This is a genomic window from Thioclava sp. F34-6 (genome assembly GCF_002213235.1).
Taxonomy (GTDB): domain Bacteria; phylum Pseudomonadota; class Alphaproteobacteria; order Rhodobacterales; family Rhodobacteraceae; genus Thioclava; species Thioclava nitratireducens.
On record NZ_NBOA01000001.1, the window covers coordinates 400,892 to 421,223 of the forward strand.

Annotated in this window: 22 protein-coding genes and 1 tRNA gene; 14 read left to right on the plus strand and 9 right to left on the minus strand. The window is 63.5% G+C overall.

From position 1 onward, the window contains the following. Window positions 1-123: 123 nt before the first annotated feature. The 4 genes from B6V72_RS01840 to B6V72_RS01855 are packed head-to-tail and all read right to left on the minus strand — an operon-like array spanning window position 124 to window position 2,085. Window positions 124-714 (minus strand): HD domain-containing protein, encoded by a 591-nt coding sequence (locus tag B6V72_RS01840; protein WP_075774859.1) that lies wholly within the window; start codon window positions 712-714, stop codon window positions 124-126. Further along, window positions 711-1,148, minus strand: coding sequence for a hypothetical protein (locus B6V72_RS01845; protein WP_088722800.1), 438 nt, complete (start codon window positions 1,146-1,148; stop codon window positions 711-713). Before B6V72_RS01845 ends, B6V72_RS01840 begins: the two co-directional genes overlap by 4 nt. Beyond that, the gene (locus B6V72_RS01850) at window positions 1,145-1,408 is read right to left on the minus strand and encodes a hypothetical protein (protein WP_075774857.1); all 264 of its coding nucleotides are present in this window, start codon (window positions 1,406-1,408) and stop codon (window positions 1,145-1,147) included. The genes B6V72_RS01845 and B6V72_RS01850 overlap by 4 nt, the downstream gene beginning before the upstream one ends. Next, complete coding sequence (locus B6V72_RS01855; protein WP_075774856.1) at window positions 1,408-2,085, minus strand: alpha/beta hydrolase; 678 nt, start codon at window positions 2,083-2,085, stop codon at window positions 1,408-1,410. Before B6V72_RS01855 ends, B6V72_RS01850 begins: the two co-directional genes overlap by 1 nt. 255 nt (window positions 2,086-2,340) lie before the next feature. Between B6V72_RS01855 and B6V72_RS01860 the strand changes: the two genes are divergently transcribed. The 11 genes from B6V72_RS01860 to B6V72_RS01910 all read left to right on the plus strand — a co-directional run bounded on the left by B6V72_RS01860 (window position 2,341) and on the right by B6V72_RS01910 (window position 12,033). Continuing rightward, window positions 2,341-2,799, plus strand: coding sequence for an Rrf2 family transcriptional regulator (locus B6V72_RS01860; RefSeq protein WP_075774855.1), 459 nt, complete (start codon window positions 2,341-2,343; stop codon window positions 2,797-2,799). Between the two features lie 144 nt (window positions 2,800-2,943). Beyond that, window positions 2,944-3,987: a cysteine desulfurase family protein gene (locus tag B6V72_RS01865; protein WP_088734390.1), complete on the plus strand. Its 1,044-nt coding sequence runs from the start codon at window positions 2,944-2,946 to the stop codon at window positions 3,985-3,987. A gap of 18 nt (window positions 3,988-4,005) precedes the next feature. Continuing rightward, window positions 4,006-5,526, plus strand: coding sequence for a Fe-S cluster assembly protein SufB (gene sufB / locus B6V72_RS01870; protein ID WP_075774853.1), 1,521 nt, complete (start codon window positions 4,006-4,008; stop codon window positions 5,524-5,526). A gap of 99 nt (window positions 5,527-5,625) precedes the next feature. Beyond that, on the plus strand, window positions 5,626-6,159 hold the full coding sequence (locus B6V72_RS01875) for a hypothetical protein (protein ID WP_088734392.1): 534 nt from the start codon (window positions 5,626-5,628) through the stop codon (window positions 6,157-6,159). Window positions 6,160-6,211: 52 nt separating this feature from the next. Further along, entirely contained in the window at window positions 6,212-6,526 is a 315-nt protein-coding gene (locus B6V72_RS01880; RefSeq protein WP_075774851.1) for a heavy metal-binding domain-containing protein, read from the plus strand. Between the two features lie 9 nt (window positions 6,527-6,535). Then, entirely contained in the window at window positions 6,536-7,309 is a 774-nt protein-coding gene (gene sufC, locus B6V72_RS01885) for a Fe-S cluster assembly ATPase SufC (RefSeq protein ID WP_075774850.1), read from the plus strand. Beyond that, on the plus strand, window positions 7,309-8,586 hold the full coding sequence (locus tag B6V72_RS01890; protein ID WP_088734394.1) for a SufD family Fe-S cluster assembly protein: 1,278 nt from the start codon (window positions 7,309-7,311) through the stop codon (window positions 8,584-8,586). Before sufC ends, B6V72_RS01890 begins: the two co-directional genes overlap by 1 nt. Before the next feature lie 9 nt (window positions 8,587-8,595). After that, a complete protein-coding gene (locus B6V72_RS01895; RefSeq protein WP_075774848.1) occupies window positions 8,596-9,087 on the plus strand; it encodes a Yip1 family protein in 492 nt (163 codons plus the stop codon). Continuing rightward, window positions 9,087-9,680 (plus strand): YIP1 family protein, encoded by a 594-nt coding sequence (locus tag B6V72_RS01900; RefSeq protein ID WP_075774847.1) that lies wholly within the window; start codon window positions 9,087-9,089, stop codon window positions 9,678-9,680. The genes B6V72_RS01895 and B6V72_RS01900 overlap by 1 nt, the downstream gene beginning before the upstream one ends. A gap of 8 nt (window positions 9,681-9,688) precedes the next feature. Continuing rightward, a complete protein-coding gene (locus B6V72_RS01905; protein WP_075774846.1) occupies window positions 9,689-10,909 on the plus strand; it encodes a cysteine desulfurase in 1,221 nt (406 codons plus the stop codon). 86 nt (window positions 10,910-10,995) lie between these two features. Continuing rightward, window positions 10,996-12,033 carry a patatin-like phospholipase family protein gene (locus B6V72_RS01910; protein ID WP_088734396.1) on the plus strand — a complete coding sequence of 346 codons (1,038 nt, stop codon included), beginning with the start codon at window positions 10,996-10,998 and terminating at the stop codon, window positions 12,031-12,033. Here B6V72_RS01910 and B6V72_RS01915 read toward each other — a convergent pair. From B6V72_RS01915 to B6V72_RS01935, 5 genes are all read right to left on the minus strand, one after another. Next, complete coding sequence (locus tag B6V72_RS01915; protein ID WP_075774844.1) at window positions 12,015-12,716, minus strand: DUF502 domain-containing protein; 702 nt, start codon at window positions 12,714-12,716, stop codon at window positions 12,015-12,017. The genes B6V72_RS01910 and B6V72_RS01915 overlap by 19 nt on opposite strands. A gap of 77 nt (window positions 12,717-12,793) precedes the next feature. Continuing rightward, window positions 12,794-13,714 (minus strand): pseudouridine-5'-phosphate glycosidase, encoded by a 921-nt coding sequence (locus B6V72_RS01920; protein WP_088718585.1) that lies wholly within the window; start codon window positions 13,712-13,714, stop codon window positions 12,794-12,796. Then, complete coding sequence (locus B6V72_RS01925) at window positions 13,711-14,613, minus strand: PfkB family carbohydrate kinase (protein WP_088718586.1); 903 nt, start codon at window positions 14,611-14,613, stop codon at window positions 13,711-13,713. The genes B6V72_RS01920 and B6V72_RS01925 overlap by 4 nt, the downstream gene beginning before the upstream one ends. A gap of 61 nt (window positions 14,614-14,674) precedes the next feature. After that, window positions 14,675-15,169: a disulfide bond formation protein B gene (locus B6V72_RS01930; RefSeq protein ID WP_199224636.1), complete on the minus strand. Its 495-nt coding sequence runs from the start codon at window positions 15,167-15,169 to the stop codon at window positions 14,675-14,677. 8 nt (window positions 15,170-15,177) lie between these two features. Beyond that, a complete protein-coding gene (locus B6V72_RS01935) occupies window positions 15,178-15,756 on the minus strand; it encodes a YqaA family protein (RefSeq protein ID WP_075774840.1) in 579 nt (192 codons plus the stop codon). Between the two features lie 135 nt (window positions 15,757-15,891). Here B6V72_RS01935 and B6V72_RS01940 point away from each other — a divergent pair, with 135 nt between their 5' ends. The 3 genes from B6V72_RS01940 to B6V72_RS01950 all read left to right on the plus strand — a co-directional run bounded on the left by B6V72_RS01940 (window position 15,892) and on the right by B6V72_RS01950 (window position 20,130). Continuing rightward, complete coding sequence (locus B6V72_RS01940) at window positions 15,892-16,755, plus strand: neutral zinc metallopeptidase (protein WP_088734398.1); 864 nt, start codon at window positions 15,892-15,894, stop codon at window positions 16,753-16,755. Window positions 16,756-16,801: 46 nt separating this feature from the next. Next, window positions 16,802-16,885: transfer RNA gene (locus B6V72_RS01945), tRNA-Leu, on the plus strand. A 968-nt stretch (window positions 16,886-17,853) separates the two neighbouring features. Then, entirely contained in the window at window positions 17,854-20,130 is a 2,277-nt protein-coding gene (locus B6V72_RS01950) for a Hint domain-containing protein (protein ID WP_168172991.1), read from the plus strand. Window positions 20,131-20,332 lie beyond the last annotated feature (202 nt).

Sequence of the window (20,332 nt, forward strand, 5' to 3'; positions counted from 1 at the left end):
TTCGGTTGAAGCCTCGGTTTGCTGCCTCTTACCCGATTCAGATGCGCTTGGCTAGACGGTATGCGATTGTATACGGAGGTTGCCCGAAATCCCCATGCAGCGGGCGCTGAGGGGCCGCACGCGTCAGCTGCGCGCCGCGAACCAGCCTTCTACCCGATCGCGCACCCAGTCCCACACCGCGGGCGCGCCACGGGCGATCTTGGTGCCGATGCGCTCTTCGAGTTGGGTGAAGCTGACATCGTAATCGATCCACGATCCGCCGCCTGACTGGTGGTTCAGCAGGACCGGCTGCACCCGGTCGAGCGATTTCGCGAAGATCGCATCAGGGGTCTCGTTGGCCTCGAATTCCTGCCACAGCGCCAGCATCGCTGCCCCCTGGTCCTCAGGCAGCAGTCCGAAGATGCGCTCGGCGGCGGCGGCTTCAGCCTTCTGGATGTCTTCCGCGCCATGCGCCGTGCCGCCTTGGCTGTGGATCGGCACGTCACCTACGTCGATCTCGACCAGATCGTGCAGCAGGAGCATGCGGATCACCCGGTCGATCGAAACACCTTCGGGCGCCTGCTCGGCCAGTGTCAGCGCATAAAGCGCGAGCGACCAGCTATGCTCGCCGGAATTCTCCGGGCGCGATGCGTCGTGGATCGGCGTCGCGCGGGTCACCGATTTAAGTTTCTCGGCTTCGGCGAGAAAGGTGAATTGCTGATCGAGCCGGGTCATGAACGTCTCCAGAGCCGGGGCAGAAGCAGAAGAAGCGCCACGAAGGCGAACAGACCGCCCGCGCGCCAGCTCATCGCGCGATCGGTATAGGCAGCACAGTCGAGGTTCGGCGCGGCGAAAGCGTAGAACAGAACCGTGCCGAAGATCGAGAAAACGACGATGCCCATGCCCAGAACCGGCGGGATCGCGCGGTTCGCGGCGGCGAGCAGGAGCCCGGTCCAGCCAAGCCAGAGCGGCACCGCCACGACGATCAGGTGCAGCGGCCGCGCGAGTAGGTCTGCAAGCCCGAGCCGCAACGCCTCACCACGCGAATGCGATCCGGCCCAGTCGCCGTCGCAGAGCATCTGGCCTGCATGAAAGGCCGTCGCGATGATCAGCGACAGGGCGAGGGAGAGGGCTGCCGCGAAGAGAACGCGCGCGGCCCCCGGGCTCATGCCCCGGTCCCGGAATCCGGTGTTTTCGCCGCCGCCTGTGCGCGTTTTTCCAACTCCACCAGCTTGCGCTCGAAGAATTCGCGGCCGCGTTGCTCGGCCATGTGCAGGCGACAGGCGGTCATGTAGGCCTCCTGCAGGGAGGGCGACGACGTGCCGATATAGTTGCTCACCTCCATGAAGAGGCGATCGTCGTCGTATTTGCGCATCGCCTCCATCGTGTCGGTGGCGAGCTTTTCGGCCAGTTCGTCGATCAGCGCCATCAGCGCGTGCCCTCCGTCAGCCGGCGGCGCACATAGGTCTGAACGGTCTCGATCATCGGCTGCATATGGGCTTCTTCGTTCTTGAAGAAGTGGTCCGCGCCCTCGATGACCTCATGGGTGATCGTGATGCCCTTCTGCTCCTGCAGCTTGGAGACCAGCTGCTCGGTCTCTTTCGGCTGCGCGATCCGGTCGTTCGTGCCGTTGATGATCAGACCCGACGAGGGGCAGGGCGCAAGGAAGGAATAATCGTAATTGCCGGGGCCGGGCGAAGACGGGCCGGGCGGGGCAACGGAGATGAAGCCGGTGATCTCGGGGCGGCGCATCAGCAGCTGCATGCCGATCCACGCGCCGAAGGAATGGCCCGCGACCCAGCAATGCTTCGAGTTCGGGTTCATCGCCTGCAGGTAGTCCAGCGCCGAGGCGGCATCGGACAATTCGCCCACGCCTTGATCGTATTCGCCTTGGCTGCGGCCCACGCCCCGGAAGTTGAAGCGCAGAACCGTGAAGCCCATTTTGAAAAAGGCGTAGTGCAGGTTGTAGACGACGCGGTTGTTCATCGTGCCGCCGAACTGCGGATCGGGATGCAGGATGATCGCGATCGGCGCGTCGGGTGCGGGCTGCGGGTGGTAGCGCCCCTCGAGGCGACCTTCGGGACCGGGAAAAATGACTTCGGGCATCGTCTCTCGTTTTTATTGCGCCAGCTCTGGGTTCCGGGGCCGCCAGCGCATCCGCCTTTCTTGACGGGTCGGCGCGGCTGGCCTAGGAGAAAGCCACCCCCGGCGCCATGCCGGGAGATCGGGCATTGGTGGAGGTAATCGGCCCTCGCGCTTGCGTCAATGCTTTAGCAATGATTCACTCCTGCGCGGGCAGAGTTTTCGGGCCGATTTGCGGTCAAATACGGGTTCGGATGGGTCTCGGACCGGGGAGGGTGCATGAAACTGTCGACGAAAGGCCGTTACGCGATGGTCGCGCTGGTCGATCTGGCGCTGGCGGGCGAAGGCAGCCGGACCTCGCTGGCGGCGCTGTCCGAGCGTCAGGATATCTCGCTGCCTTATCTGGAGCAGCTCTTCGTGCGGCTGCGCCGCGCGGGGCTGGTGAATTCGGTCCGCGGCCCCGGCGGGGGCTACCGTCTTGCGCGCACGCCCGCGGAAATCCGCATCTCGGAGATCTTCGAGGCCGTGGACGAGACCGTCTCGGCGATGCATGTCGGCGCCGGCGCCTCGGGCGCGATCTCGGGTTCACGGGCGCAGTCGATGGCGAACCGTCTTTGGGAGAGCCTCTCGGCGCAGGTCTTCGTCTTCCTGCATCAGACGACGCTCGAAGACGTGGTGAAGAACCAGCTCAAACCCTGTCCGGCGGTGCCGAGCCTGTTTTCGGTCGTCGACGAGTGATCCCGTCCGTCCGGGCATGATGGTCGCTCGCGGGCGCTTCGCGGGGGATATTTTCGTCGAGGCGAAGGCACGCCCTTTCTTCTTCGGCTTGGGTCAAATATCCCCGCCGGAGGCATCCGACATTTCATTCACGCGGAGCGTATCATGGCGCGCAGCTATCTCGACTGGAACGCGACAACGCCGCTGAGGCCCGAGGCCCGTGCGGCGATGATCGAGGCGATGGACGTGGTCGGCAACCCATCCTCCGTGCATTCCGAGGGGCGTGCCGCGAAGGCGCTGATGGAGCGGGCGCGCAATCAGGTGGCGGCCTCCTTGGGCGCAGAGGGACAGGACGTGATCTTCACCTCCGGCGCCACGGAAGCCGCCGCCTTGGCGCTGGCCGGGCGCGAAGTCCATTGTGCGGGCGTCGAGCATGACGCGGTGCGCAGCTGGTGCGTGGAGGATCTGCCTGTGGACCGGGCAGGGCGGATCACCGTCACCGATCCCGCAAATTCGGCGCTGCAGCTGGCCAATTCCGAGACCGGCGTGGTGCAGGAGTTGCCCGAAGGCCTGTATCTGAGCGATCTCACCCAAGGGTTTGGCAAGCTCCCGTTTGCGTTCAACTGGCTCGGCACCACCTGCGGCATCGTTTCGGCGCATAAGCTGGGCGGGCCGAAAGGCGTCGGCGCGCTGATCGTGAAGCGCGGCACGGATATCGCGGCGCAGCTCAAGGGCGGCGGTCAGGAGATGGGGCGCCGCGCCGGCACCGAGAATCTGATCGGTATCGCGGGCTTCGGTGCGGCAGCCGAGGCCGCCTCGCGTGATCTTGAGGGCGGAATCTGGCGCGAGATCGAAAAACTTAGAAACATTCTAGAAAACGCCATTGCGGATCGGGCAAGCGAGACTATTTTTGTCGGGAATGAATCGCGCAGGCTTCCGAACACGTCCTGCTTCATCACGCCCGGCTGGAAGGGCGAGACGCAGGTGATGCAGATGGACCTGGGCGGGTTCGCGGTCTCCGCAGGCTCCGCGTGTTCGAGCGGAAAGGTCAAAAGTTCCGCCGCGCTGGTCGCGATGGGCTTTTCGGAAACCGAGGCGGGATCGGCATTGCGGGTCTCGCTGGGGCCGCAGAGCCGCGAAGAAGATGTCATGCGTTTCGCCGAACACTGGCTGAAATGCGAAGCGAAACACCGCGCACGGCGCGGGTAAGAGATGGGAGAGCCGGATATGGCGGGCGTTGATCAGGTGGAAGTACGTGAAGGCGTCGATCGCGAGACGGTCGAGACCGTCCAGAATATGGGCACCTACAAATACGGCTGGAACACCGATATCGAGATGGAATACGCGCCGAAAGGCGTGAACACGGATATCGTCCGCCTGATCTCGGACAAGAACAAAGAGCCCGAGTGGATGACCGAATGGCGTCTGCAGGCTTTCTCGCGCTGGGAAGATATGCCCAAGCCGAACTGGGCGCTGCTGAAGGTTCCGGAAATCGACTTCCAGGACCAGTATTACTACGCGCGCCCGAAAAGCATGGTCGAGAAGCCCAAGTCGCTCGACGAGGTCGACCCGAAGCTGCTCGCCACCTATGAAAAACTCGGCATTCCGCTGAAGGAACAGATGATCCTCGCGGGCGTCGAAGGGGCGGAGGACATCAACCTCGAAGATCGCCAGATCGCGGTCGATGCGGTGTTCGACAGCGTCTCCGTCGGCACGACCTTCAAGGACAAGCTGGCCGAAGCGGGCGTGATCTTCTGCTCGATCTCGGAAGCGATCCAGGAACACCCGGAGCTGGTGAAGAAATATCTCGGCTCTGTCGTGCCGCAGGGTGACAACTTCTACGCAGCGCTGAACTCCGCCGTGTTCTCGGACGGCTCCTTCGTCTACGTGCCGCCGGGCGTGCGCTGCCCGATGGAACTGTCGACCTATTTCCGCATCAACGCGGAGAATACCGGGCAGTTCGAGCGCACCCTGATCATCGCAGACAAGGGCTCTTACGTGTCCTATCTCGAAGGCTGCACCGCGCCCAAGCGCGACACCGCGCAGCTGCACGCGGCCGTGGTCGAGATCATCGTCGAGGAAGACGCCGAGGTGAAATATTCCACGGTGCAGAACTGGTTCCCGGGCGATGAAGACGGCAAAGGCGGCATTTACAACTTCGTCACCAAGCGCGCCGATTGCCGCGGCGACCGCGCCAAGGTGATGTGGACGCAGGTCGAGACCGGCTCCGCGATCACATGGAAATACCCGTCCTGCATTCTGCGCGGCAACGAAAGCCAGGGCGAGTTCTACTCTATCGCCATCGCGAATAACTGGCAGCAGGCCGATACCGGCACCAAGATGATCCATCTCGGCAAGGACACCCGCTCGCGGATCGTGTCCAAGGGCATCTCGGCTGGTCAGGCGCAGAACACCTATCGCGGTCTCGTCTCGATGCACCCGAAAGCGACCGACTCGCGCAACTACACGCAATGTGACTCGCTGCTGATCGGCGACAAATGCGGCGCGCACACGGTTCCCTATATCGAGGTGAAGAACAACTCGAGCCGGGTCGAGCACGAGGCCACCACCTCGAAGGTCGACGACGATCAGCTGTTCTACTGCCGCGCCCGCGGGATGGACGAGGAAGAGGCCGTGGCGCTCGTCGTCAACGGGTTCTGCCGCGAAGTCCTTCAGGCGCTGCCGATGGAATTCGCGATGGAAGCTCAAAGCCTTGTGGCGATCTCGCTGGAGGGGAGCGTCGGGTGATCTTCACGCGCGCAAATATCGAAATTGCCGAGGATCTGCCCCATTTCGGGCATAATCCTTATGCATGTCTTAACCTGTCCAAATGGATAGGTGAGGACCATGACGATATCGAGCGCCAGCTTCAACGATCGCCTCGCGCGGATCGAGAAAACGCGGAAATCGGCGAAGGGCCGGATTCAGCTGCATATCGGCGATCAGGAAGCCTGGGTGACCAACGATTCCGCGATGCTGCGTCGGGTCATCGCCAAGCCGCGTCACTCGCGGCTGGCCGTGTTCAAGGTCCTGCCCGCGCTGATGGTCGGCGCGATCGGGATGATGATCGTGACGGCGCTCAAGATGCGCTTTCTGACGCCGGAACTCGCCGAGAAGGTCGGCTCCAACCCGGATCTGGTCCTCGTGGTCGCGGCAGTGCTGACGGCCTTCGGGCTGGGCATGGTGCTGCGGCTCGCCTCGGTGAAACTGATGGCGGTGCAGCTGCTGGGCGTCGCGCTGGCCTTCGTGGGGCTGCACAATATCGCGTTCTGGGAACCGGATATGGCGGCGCTCGCCTTCACGCCCGACTGGGTGGAGCAGCAGACCGCGCATTTCGAGCCGCGCACGCTGCGCTACGCCGAGACAACCATCCGCTTCTGACCCCATGCGCGCCCGCCGCAGCCCGTAAGGGTCGCCAAGGGGGAGAGCGCGCATGATCGTCACCACCACACCCACCATCGAGGGTCGCCCGATCGCGACCTATCATGGCATCGTCGTGGGCGAGGCGATCATGGGCGCCAATGTCGTCCGCGATATCTTCGCGCAGGTCACCGACATCATCGGTGGCCGCTCCGGCGCTTACGAATCCAAATTGCAAGACGCGCGCGCCACGGCGCTCGGCGAGCTTGAAGACCGCGCCCGCGAGCTGGGCGCGAATGCCGTTGTCGGCGTCGATCTCGACTACGAGGTCGTCGGCCAATCCATGCTAATGGTGTCGGCCTCCGGCACCGCTGTAACCGTATCCTGAGGAAGAACCATGCTTGATATCAAGAACCTGCACGTCAAACTGGAAGAAGAGGACAAGCAGATCCTCAAGGGCGTCAACCTGAGCGTCGAGTCCGGCAAGGTCCATGCGATCATGGGTCCGAACGGGTCCGGTAAATCCACGCTGTCCTACGTGCTCTCGGGCCGCGATGGCTACGAGGTCACCGAAGGCGAGGCGCATCTCAACGACACCGACCTGCTCGATTCCGAGCCCGAAGAGCGCGCGGCGGCAGGCCTGTTCCTCGCGTTCCAATATCCGGTGGAAATTCCCGGCGTCGGCAACATGACCTTCCTGCGTACCGCGCTCAACGCACAGCGCAAGGCCCGCGGCGAGGAGGAAATCTCCGCTGGCGACTTCCTGAAACTGGTGCGCGGCAAGGCGAAATCGCTCAAGATCGACGCCGATATGCTGAAGCGCCCGGTCAATGTCGGCTTCTCGGGCGGTGAGAAGAAGCGCAACGAAATCCTTCAGATGGCGATCCTCGAGCCGAAGATGTGCATCCTCGACGAGACCGACTCCGGCCTCGACGTCGACGCGATGCGTCTGGTGGCCGAAGGCGTGAACGCGCTGCGCGACGAGGGCCGTTCCTTCCTCGTGATCACCCACTACCAGCGCCTGCTCGACCATATCAAACCCGATGTCGTCCACATCATGGCGGATGGCCGCATCATCGAGACCGGCGGGCCGGAACTGGCTCTCGAGGTCGAGAAGAACGGCTATGCCGACCTGCTCGCGAAACACGGGATCTCGGAGGTGATGGCGTAATGTCGGCAGTCGAGAAAATGACCCCCGCCGAGACGCGGCTGGCGCGCGTTTCTCTGCCCGAGGGCTTCGGGCCGCAACGTCGCGCCGCGCTGGACCGTCTGAACGCGATGGGCCTGCCGGGCCGTCGCGACGAATACTGGCGCTGGACCAACCCGACCGATTTCATCGCGCCCGATCCGGTGCCCGCCGCGCCCTTCGCGGATGACGAGCCCGAAATTTTCGGGGAAATCGATCGGCTGAAGATCGTATTCCGCGACGGTGTTTTCGATGCCGAGGCCTCCGACGATTTGGCGATGTCCGGTGTCGAAATCCTGCGTCTGGCCGATGCGCCCGACGTGAACTGGGCCAGCAGCCTTTACGGCACGCTGGAAGCCAACGGTCAGGATCCGGTGAAACGCCCCTTCGCGGCGCTGAACACCGCGTCGGCGACCGATGGCGTTCTGATCCTCGTGACCGGTGCCGCCGAGAAACCCGTGAGCCTGATTTATACCCATGAGTCAGAGAGTTCCGACCCGATCCTTCATCACCTCGTGAAGCTGGAAGAGGGCGCGGAGATCACGGTTCTGGAGAACGGCCCGGCCGGGGCGCGCTTCAACCAGCTGATGGAAGTGGATGTCGCGAAACACGCGAAATTCCACCACATCCGCGTGCAGGGCCGCGACCATGAGCGTCGTGCGATCACCTCGATCTTCACCCGCGTCGCGGAAGAGGGCCTGTTCAAGAGCTTCACGCTGACCTCGAACGGGGTGCTGACGCGCAATGAATGCGTGATCGACATCGTGGGCGACGACGCGAACGCCCATGTCGCGGGCGCGGCTCTTGGCGATGGCAAGACCGGCAAGTTCCACCACGACGACACCGTCTTCATCACCCACGGGGCCGAGCGCGGCGAGAGCCGTCAGGTCTTCAAGAAAGTGCTGAAGAACGGCGCCGAGGGCATCTTCCAGGGCAAGATCCTCGTGAAGCCGGGCGCGCAGAAGACCGATGGCTACCAGATCAGCCAGTCCCTGCTGCTGGACGAGAACAGCCAGTTCCTCGCGAAGCCGGAACTCGAAATCTACGCCGATGACGTGCAGTGTTCGCACGGCTCGACCACCGGCGCGATCGACGAGACGGCGCTTTTCTACCTGCGCTCGCGCGGCGTGCCGGAAGAGGAAGCCACCGCGCTTCTGGTTCTGAGCTTCGTGGCCGATGCCATTGAAGAGATTGAGGAAGAGCGGTTCCGCGATGCGATCCTCACCCGGTTGGAAGGGTGGCTTTCGCGCCATCGCGGCTGAGGCGCCGCGATGTCCGCGACCGACGATATCCGGCGCAGCTACCGGCGTCCGCGCGTGGTGATGCGCGAGCATCTCGCGCGTCCGGCCTCGGAGCCGCGCGCGCTGGTCTTCCTGCTTGCGGCGCTGACCGTGATCTTCATCGCGCAATGGCCGCGGCTGTCGCGGATCGCCCATGAGATGCCCGACCAGCCGATGGTTGGGCTGATGATGGGCACAGTGCTGGCGCTGCTGGCCACGGTGCCCGTTTTCTACGCGATTGCGGCATTGAGCCACCTTGTGCTGCGCCTCCTTGGCGGGCAGGGAAGCTGGTATGGTGCGCGCGTCGCGCTGTTCTGGTCGCTTCTGGTGGTCTCGCCGCTGATGCTGCTGCAAGGGCTGGTCGCGGGGTTCATCGGACGCGGCGCGGAACTTTCGCTCGTCTCCGCGCTTGTGACCGTAGCCTTCGTCCTGCTATGGGGCGCAGCGTTGCGGGTGGTGGAATTCGAAGGAAAAACAAACTGATGCAGCCCGACCTTAAAGAATGGCTTATCCGCAGCTTCACCGATCCCAAATCGGTTGCGCGCGATTTGATCGGGCTGAATCTGAGCGGCAATGCGCGGTTCATGGCGATGGTGCTGGTTGTCGTGATGACGGCGATCCTCGGCACGCTCGCGCAGCTGGTGTTCTCGTTCATCACCAAGGTCGATATCGGCACGGTGACGCCGCCGCTGACCGTCGTGGGGCTGCAGGCGGCCCTCCTGGTCTATGGCGCCTTCGCCATGTCTTTCGTCGGCCAACGCTTTGGCGGGAATGGGAAATTCTCGGATGCGCTGCTGCTTCTGACCTGGATTGAATTCGTTCTGATGATAGGTCAGATGATCCAGGTCGTGCTTATGGTGTTCTTCCCGATCTCGGCCACTCTGATGTCGGTGCTGCTGGTGGCGCTGATGTTCTACTTGCTGGTGCAGTTCACGATGGTTCTGCACGGGTTCGAAAACCCCTTGGCGACCGGCTTCGGGGTTATCTTGACCTTTCTGGGCTCGGCGATGATCGCGGGGATCGTGCTGGTCTCGACCGGCCTCGTGCAAATGCCCGCAGACCCCGCGTCACTCTGAGGTGCTCCATGTATGATATCGAAAAAATCCGCGCGGATTTCCCGATCCTGACGCGAGAAGTGAACGGCAAGCCGTTGGTTTACCTCGATAACGGGGCCTCGGCGCAGAAGCCGCGCGTCGTGATCGACGCGATGACGCAGATGTACGAGCACGACTATTCCAACGTGCATCGCGGGCTGCATACGCTGTCCAATATCGCGACCGAGAAATACGAGAGCGTGCGCGGGATCGTCGCGCGCTTCCTGCATGTCGCAGATGAAGAGCAGATCGTGTTCACCACCGGCTCGACCGAGGGGATCAATCTCGTGAGCTACGCCTGGGGGGCGCCGAACCTCGAGCCGGGCGACGAGATCATCCTGTCGGTGATGGAGCACCACGCCAATATTGTGCCGTGGCATTTCCTGCGCGAGCGGCAGGGCGTGAAGCTGGTCTGGGTGGAGCCCGAGGCCGATGGCTCGCTGCCGCCCGAAAAGGTGCTGGAGGCGATCACGCCGCGCACCAAGCTGATCGCGATCACGCATATGTCGAACGTGCTGGGCACCCGGGTCGATGTGAAACCGATCGCGCAGGCAGCGCGCGCCCGCGGGATCGCCACGCTGGTCGATGGCTCGCAGGCGGCAGTGCATGGCCCCGTCGACATCGACGATCTGGGCTGCGATTTCTACGTCATCACCGGACATAAGCTATACGGGCCAAGCGGTTCCGGGGCGCTCTTCATTCACCGCGACCGGATGCTCGAGATGCGCCCATTCCTTGGCGGCGGCGACATGATCGACACCGTTACCCGCGATACGGTGATCTACAACACGCCGCCGATGAAATTCGAGGCTGGCACTCCCGGCATCGTGCAGCAGATCGGCATGGGCGTCGCCCTCGATTACCTGATGGGGATCGGGATGGAGAACATCGCCGAGCATGAGCGCGATCTGCGCGACTATACGGCCGAGAAACTGAGCGGGCTGAACTGGCTCAACCAGCAGGGCACCGCGCCCGACAAGGGCGCGATCTTCTCGCTCACGCTGAACGGGCCGGCGCATCCGCATGACATCTCGACCATCCTCGACAAGCGGGGCGTCGCGGTGCGCGCGGGGCAACATTGCACCGGGCCGCTGATGGAATGGCTGGGCGTTTCTGCCACGGCGCGCGCGTCTTTCGGGATGTATAACACCCGCGAAGAGGCCGATGCGCTGATTTCCGCGCTGGAACTCTGCCACGATCTGCTAGGCTGAGGCGACCGCCCGGGCGAGAGACTTGCTTTTGCTGCGACGCAGCATAACTCTGCGGCAGGGAGGCGGGCAGCGAAAGGGCCGAGCCGATGAACCGCAAGAGCATCAATCTCGCATTGCAAGGTGGCGGCGCGCATGGCGCGTTCACCTGGGGCGTTCTCGACCGATTTCTGGATGAAGAGTGGCTGGACTACGCGGCGATCTCCGGCACCTCTGCCGGGGCGCTGAACGGGGCCGCGTTCAAGGCGGGCTATGCGCGGGGCGGTCGCCAAGGCGCGCGCGAGGCGCTCGACGAACTTTGGAGCCAGGTGGCAGAAAGCGTCGATCTGCGGCTCGAGCGGTTGATGCCCGCGCAAGTGCCCGGCTCCGAGGCGCTGAAACGCTGGTTCGACGCTTTCACCCCTGCGGCCTTCATCGACGGCATGTCGCGCGTCTTTTCGCCCTATGATGCAGGGCCGTTCTACGTCAATCCGCTGAGCTCGGTGGTCGAACGGTTCCGATATCGCGATGTCTGCGCGGAAGAGGGGCCACGGCTGCATGTCTCGGCGACCAATGTGCGCACCGGCAAGGTCCGTGTCTTCACCGGCGAAGAAATTACAGCGGATGCCATCCTCGCCTCGGCCTGCCTGCCCGAGATTTTCCAGGCGGTCGAAATCGACGACCCGAAGACGGGCCGCACAGAGGCGTATTGGGATGGCGGCTATACCGGAAATCCGCCGCTTTTCCCGCTGTTCGAACCCGCTTATCCGCGCGACGTCGTGGTGATTTCGATCAACCCCCTCTGGCGCGACGAGATCCCCCGGACGCCCGCGCAGATCGACGAGCGGATCAACGAAATCAGCTTCAACACCTCGCTGCTGCGGGAATTGCGCGCGATCAATTTCGTACATCGGCTGATCCGCGAAGACCGGCTGCCGGAGGGGTCGATGAAGGATGTGCTGATCCACATGATCGCCGATGACGACGTCATGACCGAGCTGGGTGCGAAGTCCAAGATCCTTCCCGAATGGGGGATGCTGGCAAAGCTGAAACTGGCAGGCCGGGCGGCGGCGGATCGCTGGCTCGAAGCTCACGCCGACAAGATCGGCAAAGAGGCGTCGACCGACCTTCAGGCGTTGTTCGACTGAATCTTCGCCTTCGACTTGCGCGGCTCCTTCACCGGTTTGGGCTGCGGATAGACGAGACCCGCCGAGATGATCAGCTTCGCCGCATCCTCGACCGACATCTGGAGATAGGTGACCTTCGATTCCGGCACGAAGAGCAGGAAGCCCGAGGTCGGGTTCGGCGTCGTCGGCAGGAACACCGAGATCAGCGGGTCGCCATCCTCGGCCTGTGCCGCGATCTCGCCCTTCGCGGTCGACGACACGAAGGCGATCGCCTTCAGGCCCTCGCTCGGATACTCGATGATGCAGGCGCGGTCGAACTTGCCCTCGGACTGGCTTAGCACCGTTTCCGCGATCTGCTTGAGACCGTTATAGACCGTGCGCACGAAGGGCAGCCGGTCGACGATGCTTTCGCCGAAGCGGATCATCGTGCGGCCGAAGAAGCCCTTCGCGAGCCAGCCGACGATGACCGTGAATACCAGGAAGATGATGACGCCGAGCCCGCGCACATTGATGCCGATATAGCGTTCGGGGCGCAGCTCGGGCGGCACCAGCGGCAGCACCCAGCCGTCGACCCAACCGGCCATCGTCCACATCAGCCAGATCGTCAGGCCGATCGGCGCGACGACGATCAACCCGGTAAAGAAGGAGGCGCGCAGCGCGCCGAAACGCGAGCGGCGGCGCGGATGGGAATCGTCTTTGGTCATGTCAGGATGCGCCCTCTCGTGGCGATGCGTTGCCTGCTATCTAGGCAGCGCCGCCACGATGAGCAATGGTCCGCGTATCAGGCGCCGCGAGCTGTGATGATTTCGCCCGCGATTGCGGCAGCCAGACGGGCATTGTTCAGAACGAGGGCGATATTGGCCTCGAGCGAGCGGCCTTCGGTCAGTTCGAAGATGCGCGACAGCAGGAAGGGCGTGACGGCCTTCGCCGCGATGCCCTGCGCCTCGGCCTCGCTCAGCGCCTGTTCGATCACCGGCACGATCTCTTCGCGGGCAATCTCGGCTTCTTCGGGGATCGGGTTCGCGATCAGCTGGCCGCCCGGCAGACCGAGCGACGCGCGCGCGAGTTGTGACTTGGCGATCTCGGCGGCGCTATCGGCGCGCAGCGGCGCGGGAAGGCCGGAATTGCGCGACCAGAAAGCGGGGAAGGCGTCTTGCCCGTAGGCGATGACCGGCACGCCGTGGGTCTCCAGCACTTCGAGCGTCTTCGGCAGATCGAGGATCGCCTTCGCACCGGCCGCGACCACGCTGACCGGAGTCTGTGCCAGTTCCAGAAGGTCCGCGGAGATGTCGAAGCTGTCTTCGGCACCGCGATGGACGCCGCCGATCCCGCCGGTGGCAAAGACGTCGATGTCCGCGAGGTTCGCGCAGATCATGGTGGCGGCGACGGTGGTGGCACCGGTCGCGCCCTTCGCGAGGCACACCGCCAGATCGGCGCGGCTCACCTTCATCGCGTCCTTGGTCTGCGCGAGCTGCTCCAGTTCCTCCGGCTCCAGCCCGATATGGATCTTGCCGCCCATCACCGCGATCGTGGCCGGTACCGCGCCCGCCTTGCGGATCTCGGCCTCGACCGCCTGCGCGGTTTCAAGATTCTGCGGATAGGGCATCCCGTGGGTAATGATCGTCGACTCGAGCGCGACGATGGGACGGTTTAGTGCTTTCGCATCAGCGACTTCGGCGGCGAAGGTGAGGGGGGCGGTCATGTGGCCAGTTCTCCGGAAACGTAGCGCGCGGCGGCGGTCAGAGCGCGCTCCAGCGCCTCCTCACGACCCGCGCCGCGCTGTTCGGCCACGAGATGCGCGGCCATGAAAGTATCGCCCGCGCCGGTCACGCGGGTCACGAGGACGGGGGGCGGCGCCGAGGCGATCACGTTGCCCGCGACAGCACTTCCGTCGGCGGCCGCCTTGCCGCCATCCGTCACGAGCACGCGCTGCGCCCCGCGCTCCAGTAGCGTTTCGGCGGCGTGCTGGGCGCTGTCGAAGCGGCCCTGGCACAGGATGCCCGCCTCTTCGAGATTGACGTAAAGCGTCGCCGCCGGATGCGTCAGAAGTGGCATCAACCTTTCCGCCTTGCCGGGGCTGGCAGGCGCCACGCGCAGGTCGGCCTTGGCGAACAGAGGCGAATGCGCGATCTGGCTGAGCAGAGCCTCGGTCAGGTTGCCGTCGAGTGCGATGGCGCCGGTCCACGGCTCGTTTTCCGTGCCGAGCCGCCCGTCGGAAAGCGGTGCGAGGATCTTCTCGCCCGCAGCCTCGAGCGAATGCGCATCCGCGATCGCCGCGATCAGCCCGTTCGCCCCTTCGATCGCCATGTAGCGGTCGGTCGGAAGGTCGTCGGAGCGGTAGAGATAGCTGCAATCGACGCCCAGCACCTCGGCGGTCCGGATCAGATCGTTGCCCTGGCTGTCGCGCCCGAGCGCGGTCAGCACGGCCGGTTTCAGCCCGAACCGATGGAGCGTCATCGCGATGTTCATCGCAACGCCGCCGGGCAGCCGCTCGATCCGCCCCGGCACGTCGGAGCCCTCGTGCATATGCACCGAGGCGCGGCCGATGATGTCCCACAGGACCGAACCGATGCACAGAATATCAGGTCTGGATTCGCTCATGCGCGGTTCTTGGCGCGGTTTCGGGAGCGGGGCAAGGGGGCTTGGCCCCCGCTCGGGTGGCTCAGGCGCGGCGCGACTTGAGGAACGCCCAGAGCCAGATGCCCGCAAGAACGAGCGAGCCGATTGCGTTGAGGTTCGCCATGGTGATGCCGAAGATGTCCCACGGAATCTCGTCGCAGCGCACCAGCGGGGCCTCGTTTATCTGCTTGAGCAGGTCGGCGGCGGAGACGGTGGTGTCGACGCCATTCGAGGTGCAATCGGTCGGACCTTGGAAGATCTTCCGCTCGACGCCCGAATGATAGAAGCCCAGCACCGAGGTCGTCAGCGCCGCCAGCATGCCCAGAAGCGCAGTCCAGCCGGGCAGGCGGAAGGCGAGGATCGCAAGTCCGATCAGGATTGCGACCAGATGCGGCCAGCGTTGCAGCAGGCACAGGTGGCAGGGCGCATAGCCCAAGGCCTGAAACACGAAGGCCCCGGCCAGCACGACGGCGGAGCCAGCGGCGGCGAGGCCGACGAGGCCGCGGAAAGAGGTCAGGGTTTGCAGGCGATCTTGCATCGGAGGCCTCAGAGATATTTCAGAAGATAGAACCCGCCGATCAGCAGGATGACGAAGATAGTGAAGAGCGGGCCGAGCCAACGTTCGATGAAGGTCTTGATCGGCTCGCCGAATTTCCAAAGGAGGCCAGCGACCACGAAGAAGCGCAGCGCGCGGGCGATGAAGGAGACGCCAAGGAAGAGAACCGGGCTCAGGTTCGTGGCGCCCGCGAAGATCGTGATCACCTTATAGGGGAAAGGCGTGACACCTGCGATCAGCACGGCCCAGCCGCCCATCTGGTTGAACCGGGCGGCGAGTGTGTTGAAATCGTCCGCCTTGCCGTAGAAGTCCAGCACCGGCCTGCCGATTGCGTCCATGAAACCATAACCGATCAGGTAGCCCAGACAGCCGCCCGCGACCGACGACAGCGTCGCCACCAGCGCGATGCGCCAAGCCGCCCAGGGCCGGGCGAGGATCATCGGGATCATCAGGACATCCGGAGGGATCGGGAAGACCGAGGCCTCGATGAAGGCGACGGCGGCGAGATACCACATCGCATGCGGGTGGCTCGCGCGGGCCATCGTCCAGTCGTAGATGCGGCGGATCATGGCGGCATCCTTTTCCTTGCTGCTCGGATCGCTTCATCTCCCGCGCGGGCCGCAAGGTCAAGTCGCGCGCGTCGCACCTTTGCTTTTGCGGGCCTCGCGCTAGACTTCACGAAAAAGCGAGGGAGGCATTCGCAAATGCAATGGCGTGGACGGCGCGGCAGCCGCAATATCGAGGACCGGCGCGGCCAGCGCAGGGCAGGGGGCGGCGCAATCCGTCTGGGCGGCGGCGGCCTCGGTGTGGTCGCGATCATCGTGGTGGCCTATTTCCTCGGGGTCGATCTGACGCCGCTGCTCGATGGCGGGTCGGGCTCGGGGCCGGTGATCACCCAATCGGGCGAGCTGAGCGAACGCGAGAAGGCGATGGGTGATTTCGTCTCGGTGACGCTGGCCGATACCGAGGAGGTCTGGCAGGGCGTGTTCCAATCCGACCTGGGACGGCAATACGATCCGGCGGTGCTGGTACTCTTTAGCGGGGTCACGCAATCGCCCTGCGGCAATGCGAGCGGCGCGACGGGGCCGTTCTACTGTCCGGGCGATCAGAAAATCTATCTCGATACGGCGTTTTTCGACACGCTGAGCCAGCAGCTCGGCGCGCGGGGCGATTTCGCCGCCGCCTATGTCGTGGCGCATGAGGTGGCCCACCACGTTCAGGACGAGCTGGGGATTCTCGGTAAGGTTAACGAAGTGCGCGCGCAAAGCTCCGAGGCGCAGGCTAATGCGCTCTCGGTGCGCATCGAGTTGCAGGCCGATTGCTTCTCGGGGATCTGGGCGCGCCGCGCCGAAGATCAGATCGGCGCGATCGAGCCGGGCGACATCGCGGAGGCCATCAACGCCGCGGCACGGATCGGGGACGATACGCTGCAACGCAAGGCCGGCCGGGTGCCGATGCCCGACAGCTTCACTCATGGCAGCTCCGCTCAACGGCAACGCTGGTTCGAGCGGGGCTATCTGAGCGGTGAGATCAAACAATGCGACACGTTTTCAACGCGTAACCTCTAAGCGTACTTGCCTCGGGCGCGGCTGCGCGCTAGAGGATTCGGACTGGGCCCGAGTGGCGGAATGGTAGACGCAGCGGATTCAAAATCCGCCGCTGCAAGGCGTGTCGGTTCGAGTCCGACCTCGGGCACCAGATCTATTTGAAATCATTAGATAAATTTAGCTTTGGCTCGGTTTCTCCACCAATTGCTCCACCAAGCAGTTTACCGACCTCGGGCACCAGACCTTCCGCAAAATGACAGATCCGCGCGCCGATGGTGACCCGGCCGCCGCATCTTCGTTCCTATGTCTTGTCGGGCCCGCGTTTTCCGGGCTCGCAAGACTTTGTCCAAATTTGGCGTCATCATGAAAAGCGGCGTCTTGGAACGTGGTTAGCAAAAGATGATTCGAAGTAATCTCGTTTCGTTCTCAGAACAAACGGGCGCGAGATACCGGATTGCGGCGCGGTCGAGGACAATTAAGACTTATCCGTGGGAGAAATATCGCTGCGATTGGGGGCCTCCCAGGAAACAAACTCGCCCGGTTATTGTCGCTAAATCGAAAACAGTTTTTCGCCTTTCGCAACGGGTCCGACAAATACCTTTCAACCACCGGTTTAAATGTGGCGAAACTTAGGCATAGTTCCTGTCCAAAAAGATAGGTCGATCTTTTGGCAAACGGAAACGGTGTTTAAAAACAGTCACTTCGCGATTCGGATTATTGATGACCGTTTCCCGGGCATTTCCTCGAAATGAGGCAAGAAAGCGGCAAATTCCCCTTTTCTTTGTGGCGGTCGCGAGGGCAGATTGAGGCCAAGCCCTGCTGGGGGGCGATTGGCCATGGGGGTGGCCAAAGAGAAGAGTTGTCGAAAGAGAGCTCGCCCGGCGCTGCCAAGGGGACCGATCCATAACGGCCTCGACCATGAGGGCAAAGGAGACGCAGAGCGATCTGCGGCGACTTTGCCGGCAGCGCCCGCGCGCGCCGACGCTGGCCAATTCTTCTCAAAAAACACGTTCGGACTTCGGATCCGGACACGTCACGGCGCCGCCGCTTTGCGCCCTAGGGAAGATACGCCACGGCGCGGGGCCAGGGAGCCAAGCGGACGGCAAAGGAGAGTTGGGGATGACTTATTTCTACTATCATCACGACGACGATGATTGCGACAAGAATTCCGATCCGAATGCTACCAACGACAGCGCGAGCGTTAAGTACAATACCGCGCAGACGATCGCCGTTCTCGCGAATGACAGCGACCCCGATGGCGACCCGCTCAAGGTGCAGTGGGCGAGCGACCCGGCGCATGGCTCGGTCACGGTGAATGCCGATGGCACGATTACCTACACGCCCGATCCCAACTATTCCGGCACCGACAGCTTTACCTACAAGATCTATGACGGGCAGGGCGGTTACGACACCGCGACCGTCACGATCAACGTGAGCGCGCCCGACGGTATCGTCGAAGGCACCTCCGGCGGCGACCTGATCGACGATCATTACACCGGCGATCCCGAAGGCGACATGGTCGACAATAACGACGCGATCCTTCCGGGCGCCGCGCCGAATGACGACTACATCATCGCGGGCGACGGCAATGACACGGTCTATGCCGGTCAGGGCGACGACTCCGTCGAGGGCGGCCAGGGCGACGATCTGATCTATGGCGAGGGCGGCAACGACACGATCTCGGGCGATGCCGGAAACGACACGATCTACGGCGACAACGATCCGGCCGGTGGCCCCGCGGCCGATCCGGTCTCGGAAACCGTGGACTGGAGCCATTTCCAGACCGATTGCGGCGAGGTGAAGGACCAGACTGTCGATCTGGGCGAGACCAAGGTCCATTTCGACTTCCAGTCGCAGGATTACGGGGCGAAGGCGACGCTGACGACCTCTGCGCAATATACCGAAGCGGGCGAGAACTTCGACAGCTGCTCGGCGCTGCAGCTCTACGGTGCGGGCGGCGATTGCGAAGGCGGTGTGTCGCCGACCTCGACGACCGTCTTGACCTTCTCTTCGGACAATAGCGATTACACCGGTGAAGTTCAGGGGCTGAGCTTCCGGATCAACGATCTCGATCGTTCGGACAGCTATGACGACCATGTCGATGTCGTGACGCTCTCGGCCGTCGATGCCGATGGCAACCCGGTCGCGATCACGATCGATCCCGAGGGCAACCAGACGGTCACCGACAATGGCGACGGCACCTACACCATCACCGGTGGCGATCAGGACGACGGCAGCCTGCATCAGGACGACAAGATCGGTTCGGTCAAGGTCACCATCAATGATCCGACCGCAAAGCTGAGCATCGCCTATTCGAATGGCGGGGCGACGGATCAGGCGATCTCGATCACAGACATGACCTATGACACCTGTCCGGTGGAAAATGATCCGGGCGAGCCCGGCGACGACAGCCTGATGGGCGGTCTGGGCGATGACGTGCTCTACGGTCAGCAAGGCAACGACACGCTGGAAGGCGGTCACGGATCGGACAGTCTCGACGGCGGCCAGGGTAACGATACGCTCGATGGCGGCGCGGATGCGGACACCGTCTCCGGTGGCGACGATCGCGATCTGTTCATCGTGGGGTCCTCGACCGATGGCATCGGAGACACGCTCGACGGCGGCGAAGGCGGCGACGATTACGACACGCTCGACCTGCAGGGCGCGGGGCCGCTGCGTGTTCATTCCACGGTCACCGATTACGATCCGGTCTCGGGTGTCAGCACCTATGCCGGGACGGTCGACTTCCTCGACGGCTCGGGCAATGTCACCGGTACGCTCGAATTCTCCAACATGGAAGAGGTCATCCCCTGCTTCACGCCGGGTACTCTGATCGCGACGCCGCGTGGCGAGGTTCCGGTGGAGACGCTGCGCGAAGGCGACAAGGTCCTGACCCGCGATAACGGCATTCAGGAGGTCCGCTGGGCCGGCCGCGCCGACATGACGCATGAGCAGCTCGCGCGCGCACCGCATCTCAAGCCGGTGCTGATCCGCAAGGGCTCGCTCGGCAACGACCTGCCCGAGCGCGACATGATGGTCTCGCCGAACCACCGAATGCTCGTCGCCAATGACAAGACTGCGCTCTATTTCGAAGAGCACGAGGTTCTCGTCGCGGCCAAGCATCTCGTCGGCAATCAGGGCGTGGACACGGTGGAGACGCTGGGCACCAGCTACCTGCACTTCATGTTCGACCGCCACGAGGTTCTGCTCGCCAATGGTGCCTGGACCGAGAGCTTCCAGCCCGGCGACCAGACGCTGGGCGGGATGGGCAATTCGCAGCGTCAGGAAATCTTCGAGATCTTCCCGGAACTGCAGACCGCGAAGGGCCGCGAGGCCTATCAGGCGGCGCGCAAGACGCTCAAGAAGCATGAAGCCAACGTCCTGCGCATGAGCTGACGCGCCGGCCTCGTCAGAGGCCCCGCCAGCCCAATAACTGCGACCGCGTCCGGGATGTTTCCGGGGCGCGGTGCTGCCGTGTTGTTTCCGCAACTCGAACAATTCGTTTCCGCTAATCCGCACGTAGAGACGCCATCACGCGTTTTCGCCTCAGGGTTTTGTCGCTATCGTGTGATGGAAGGGGGCCTCGACTGCTGGGAGG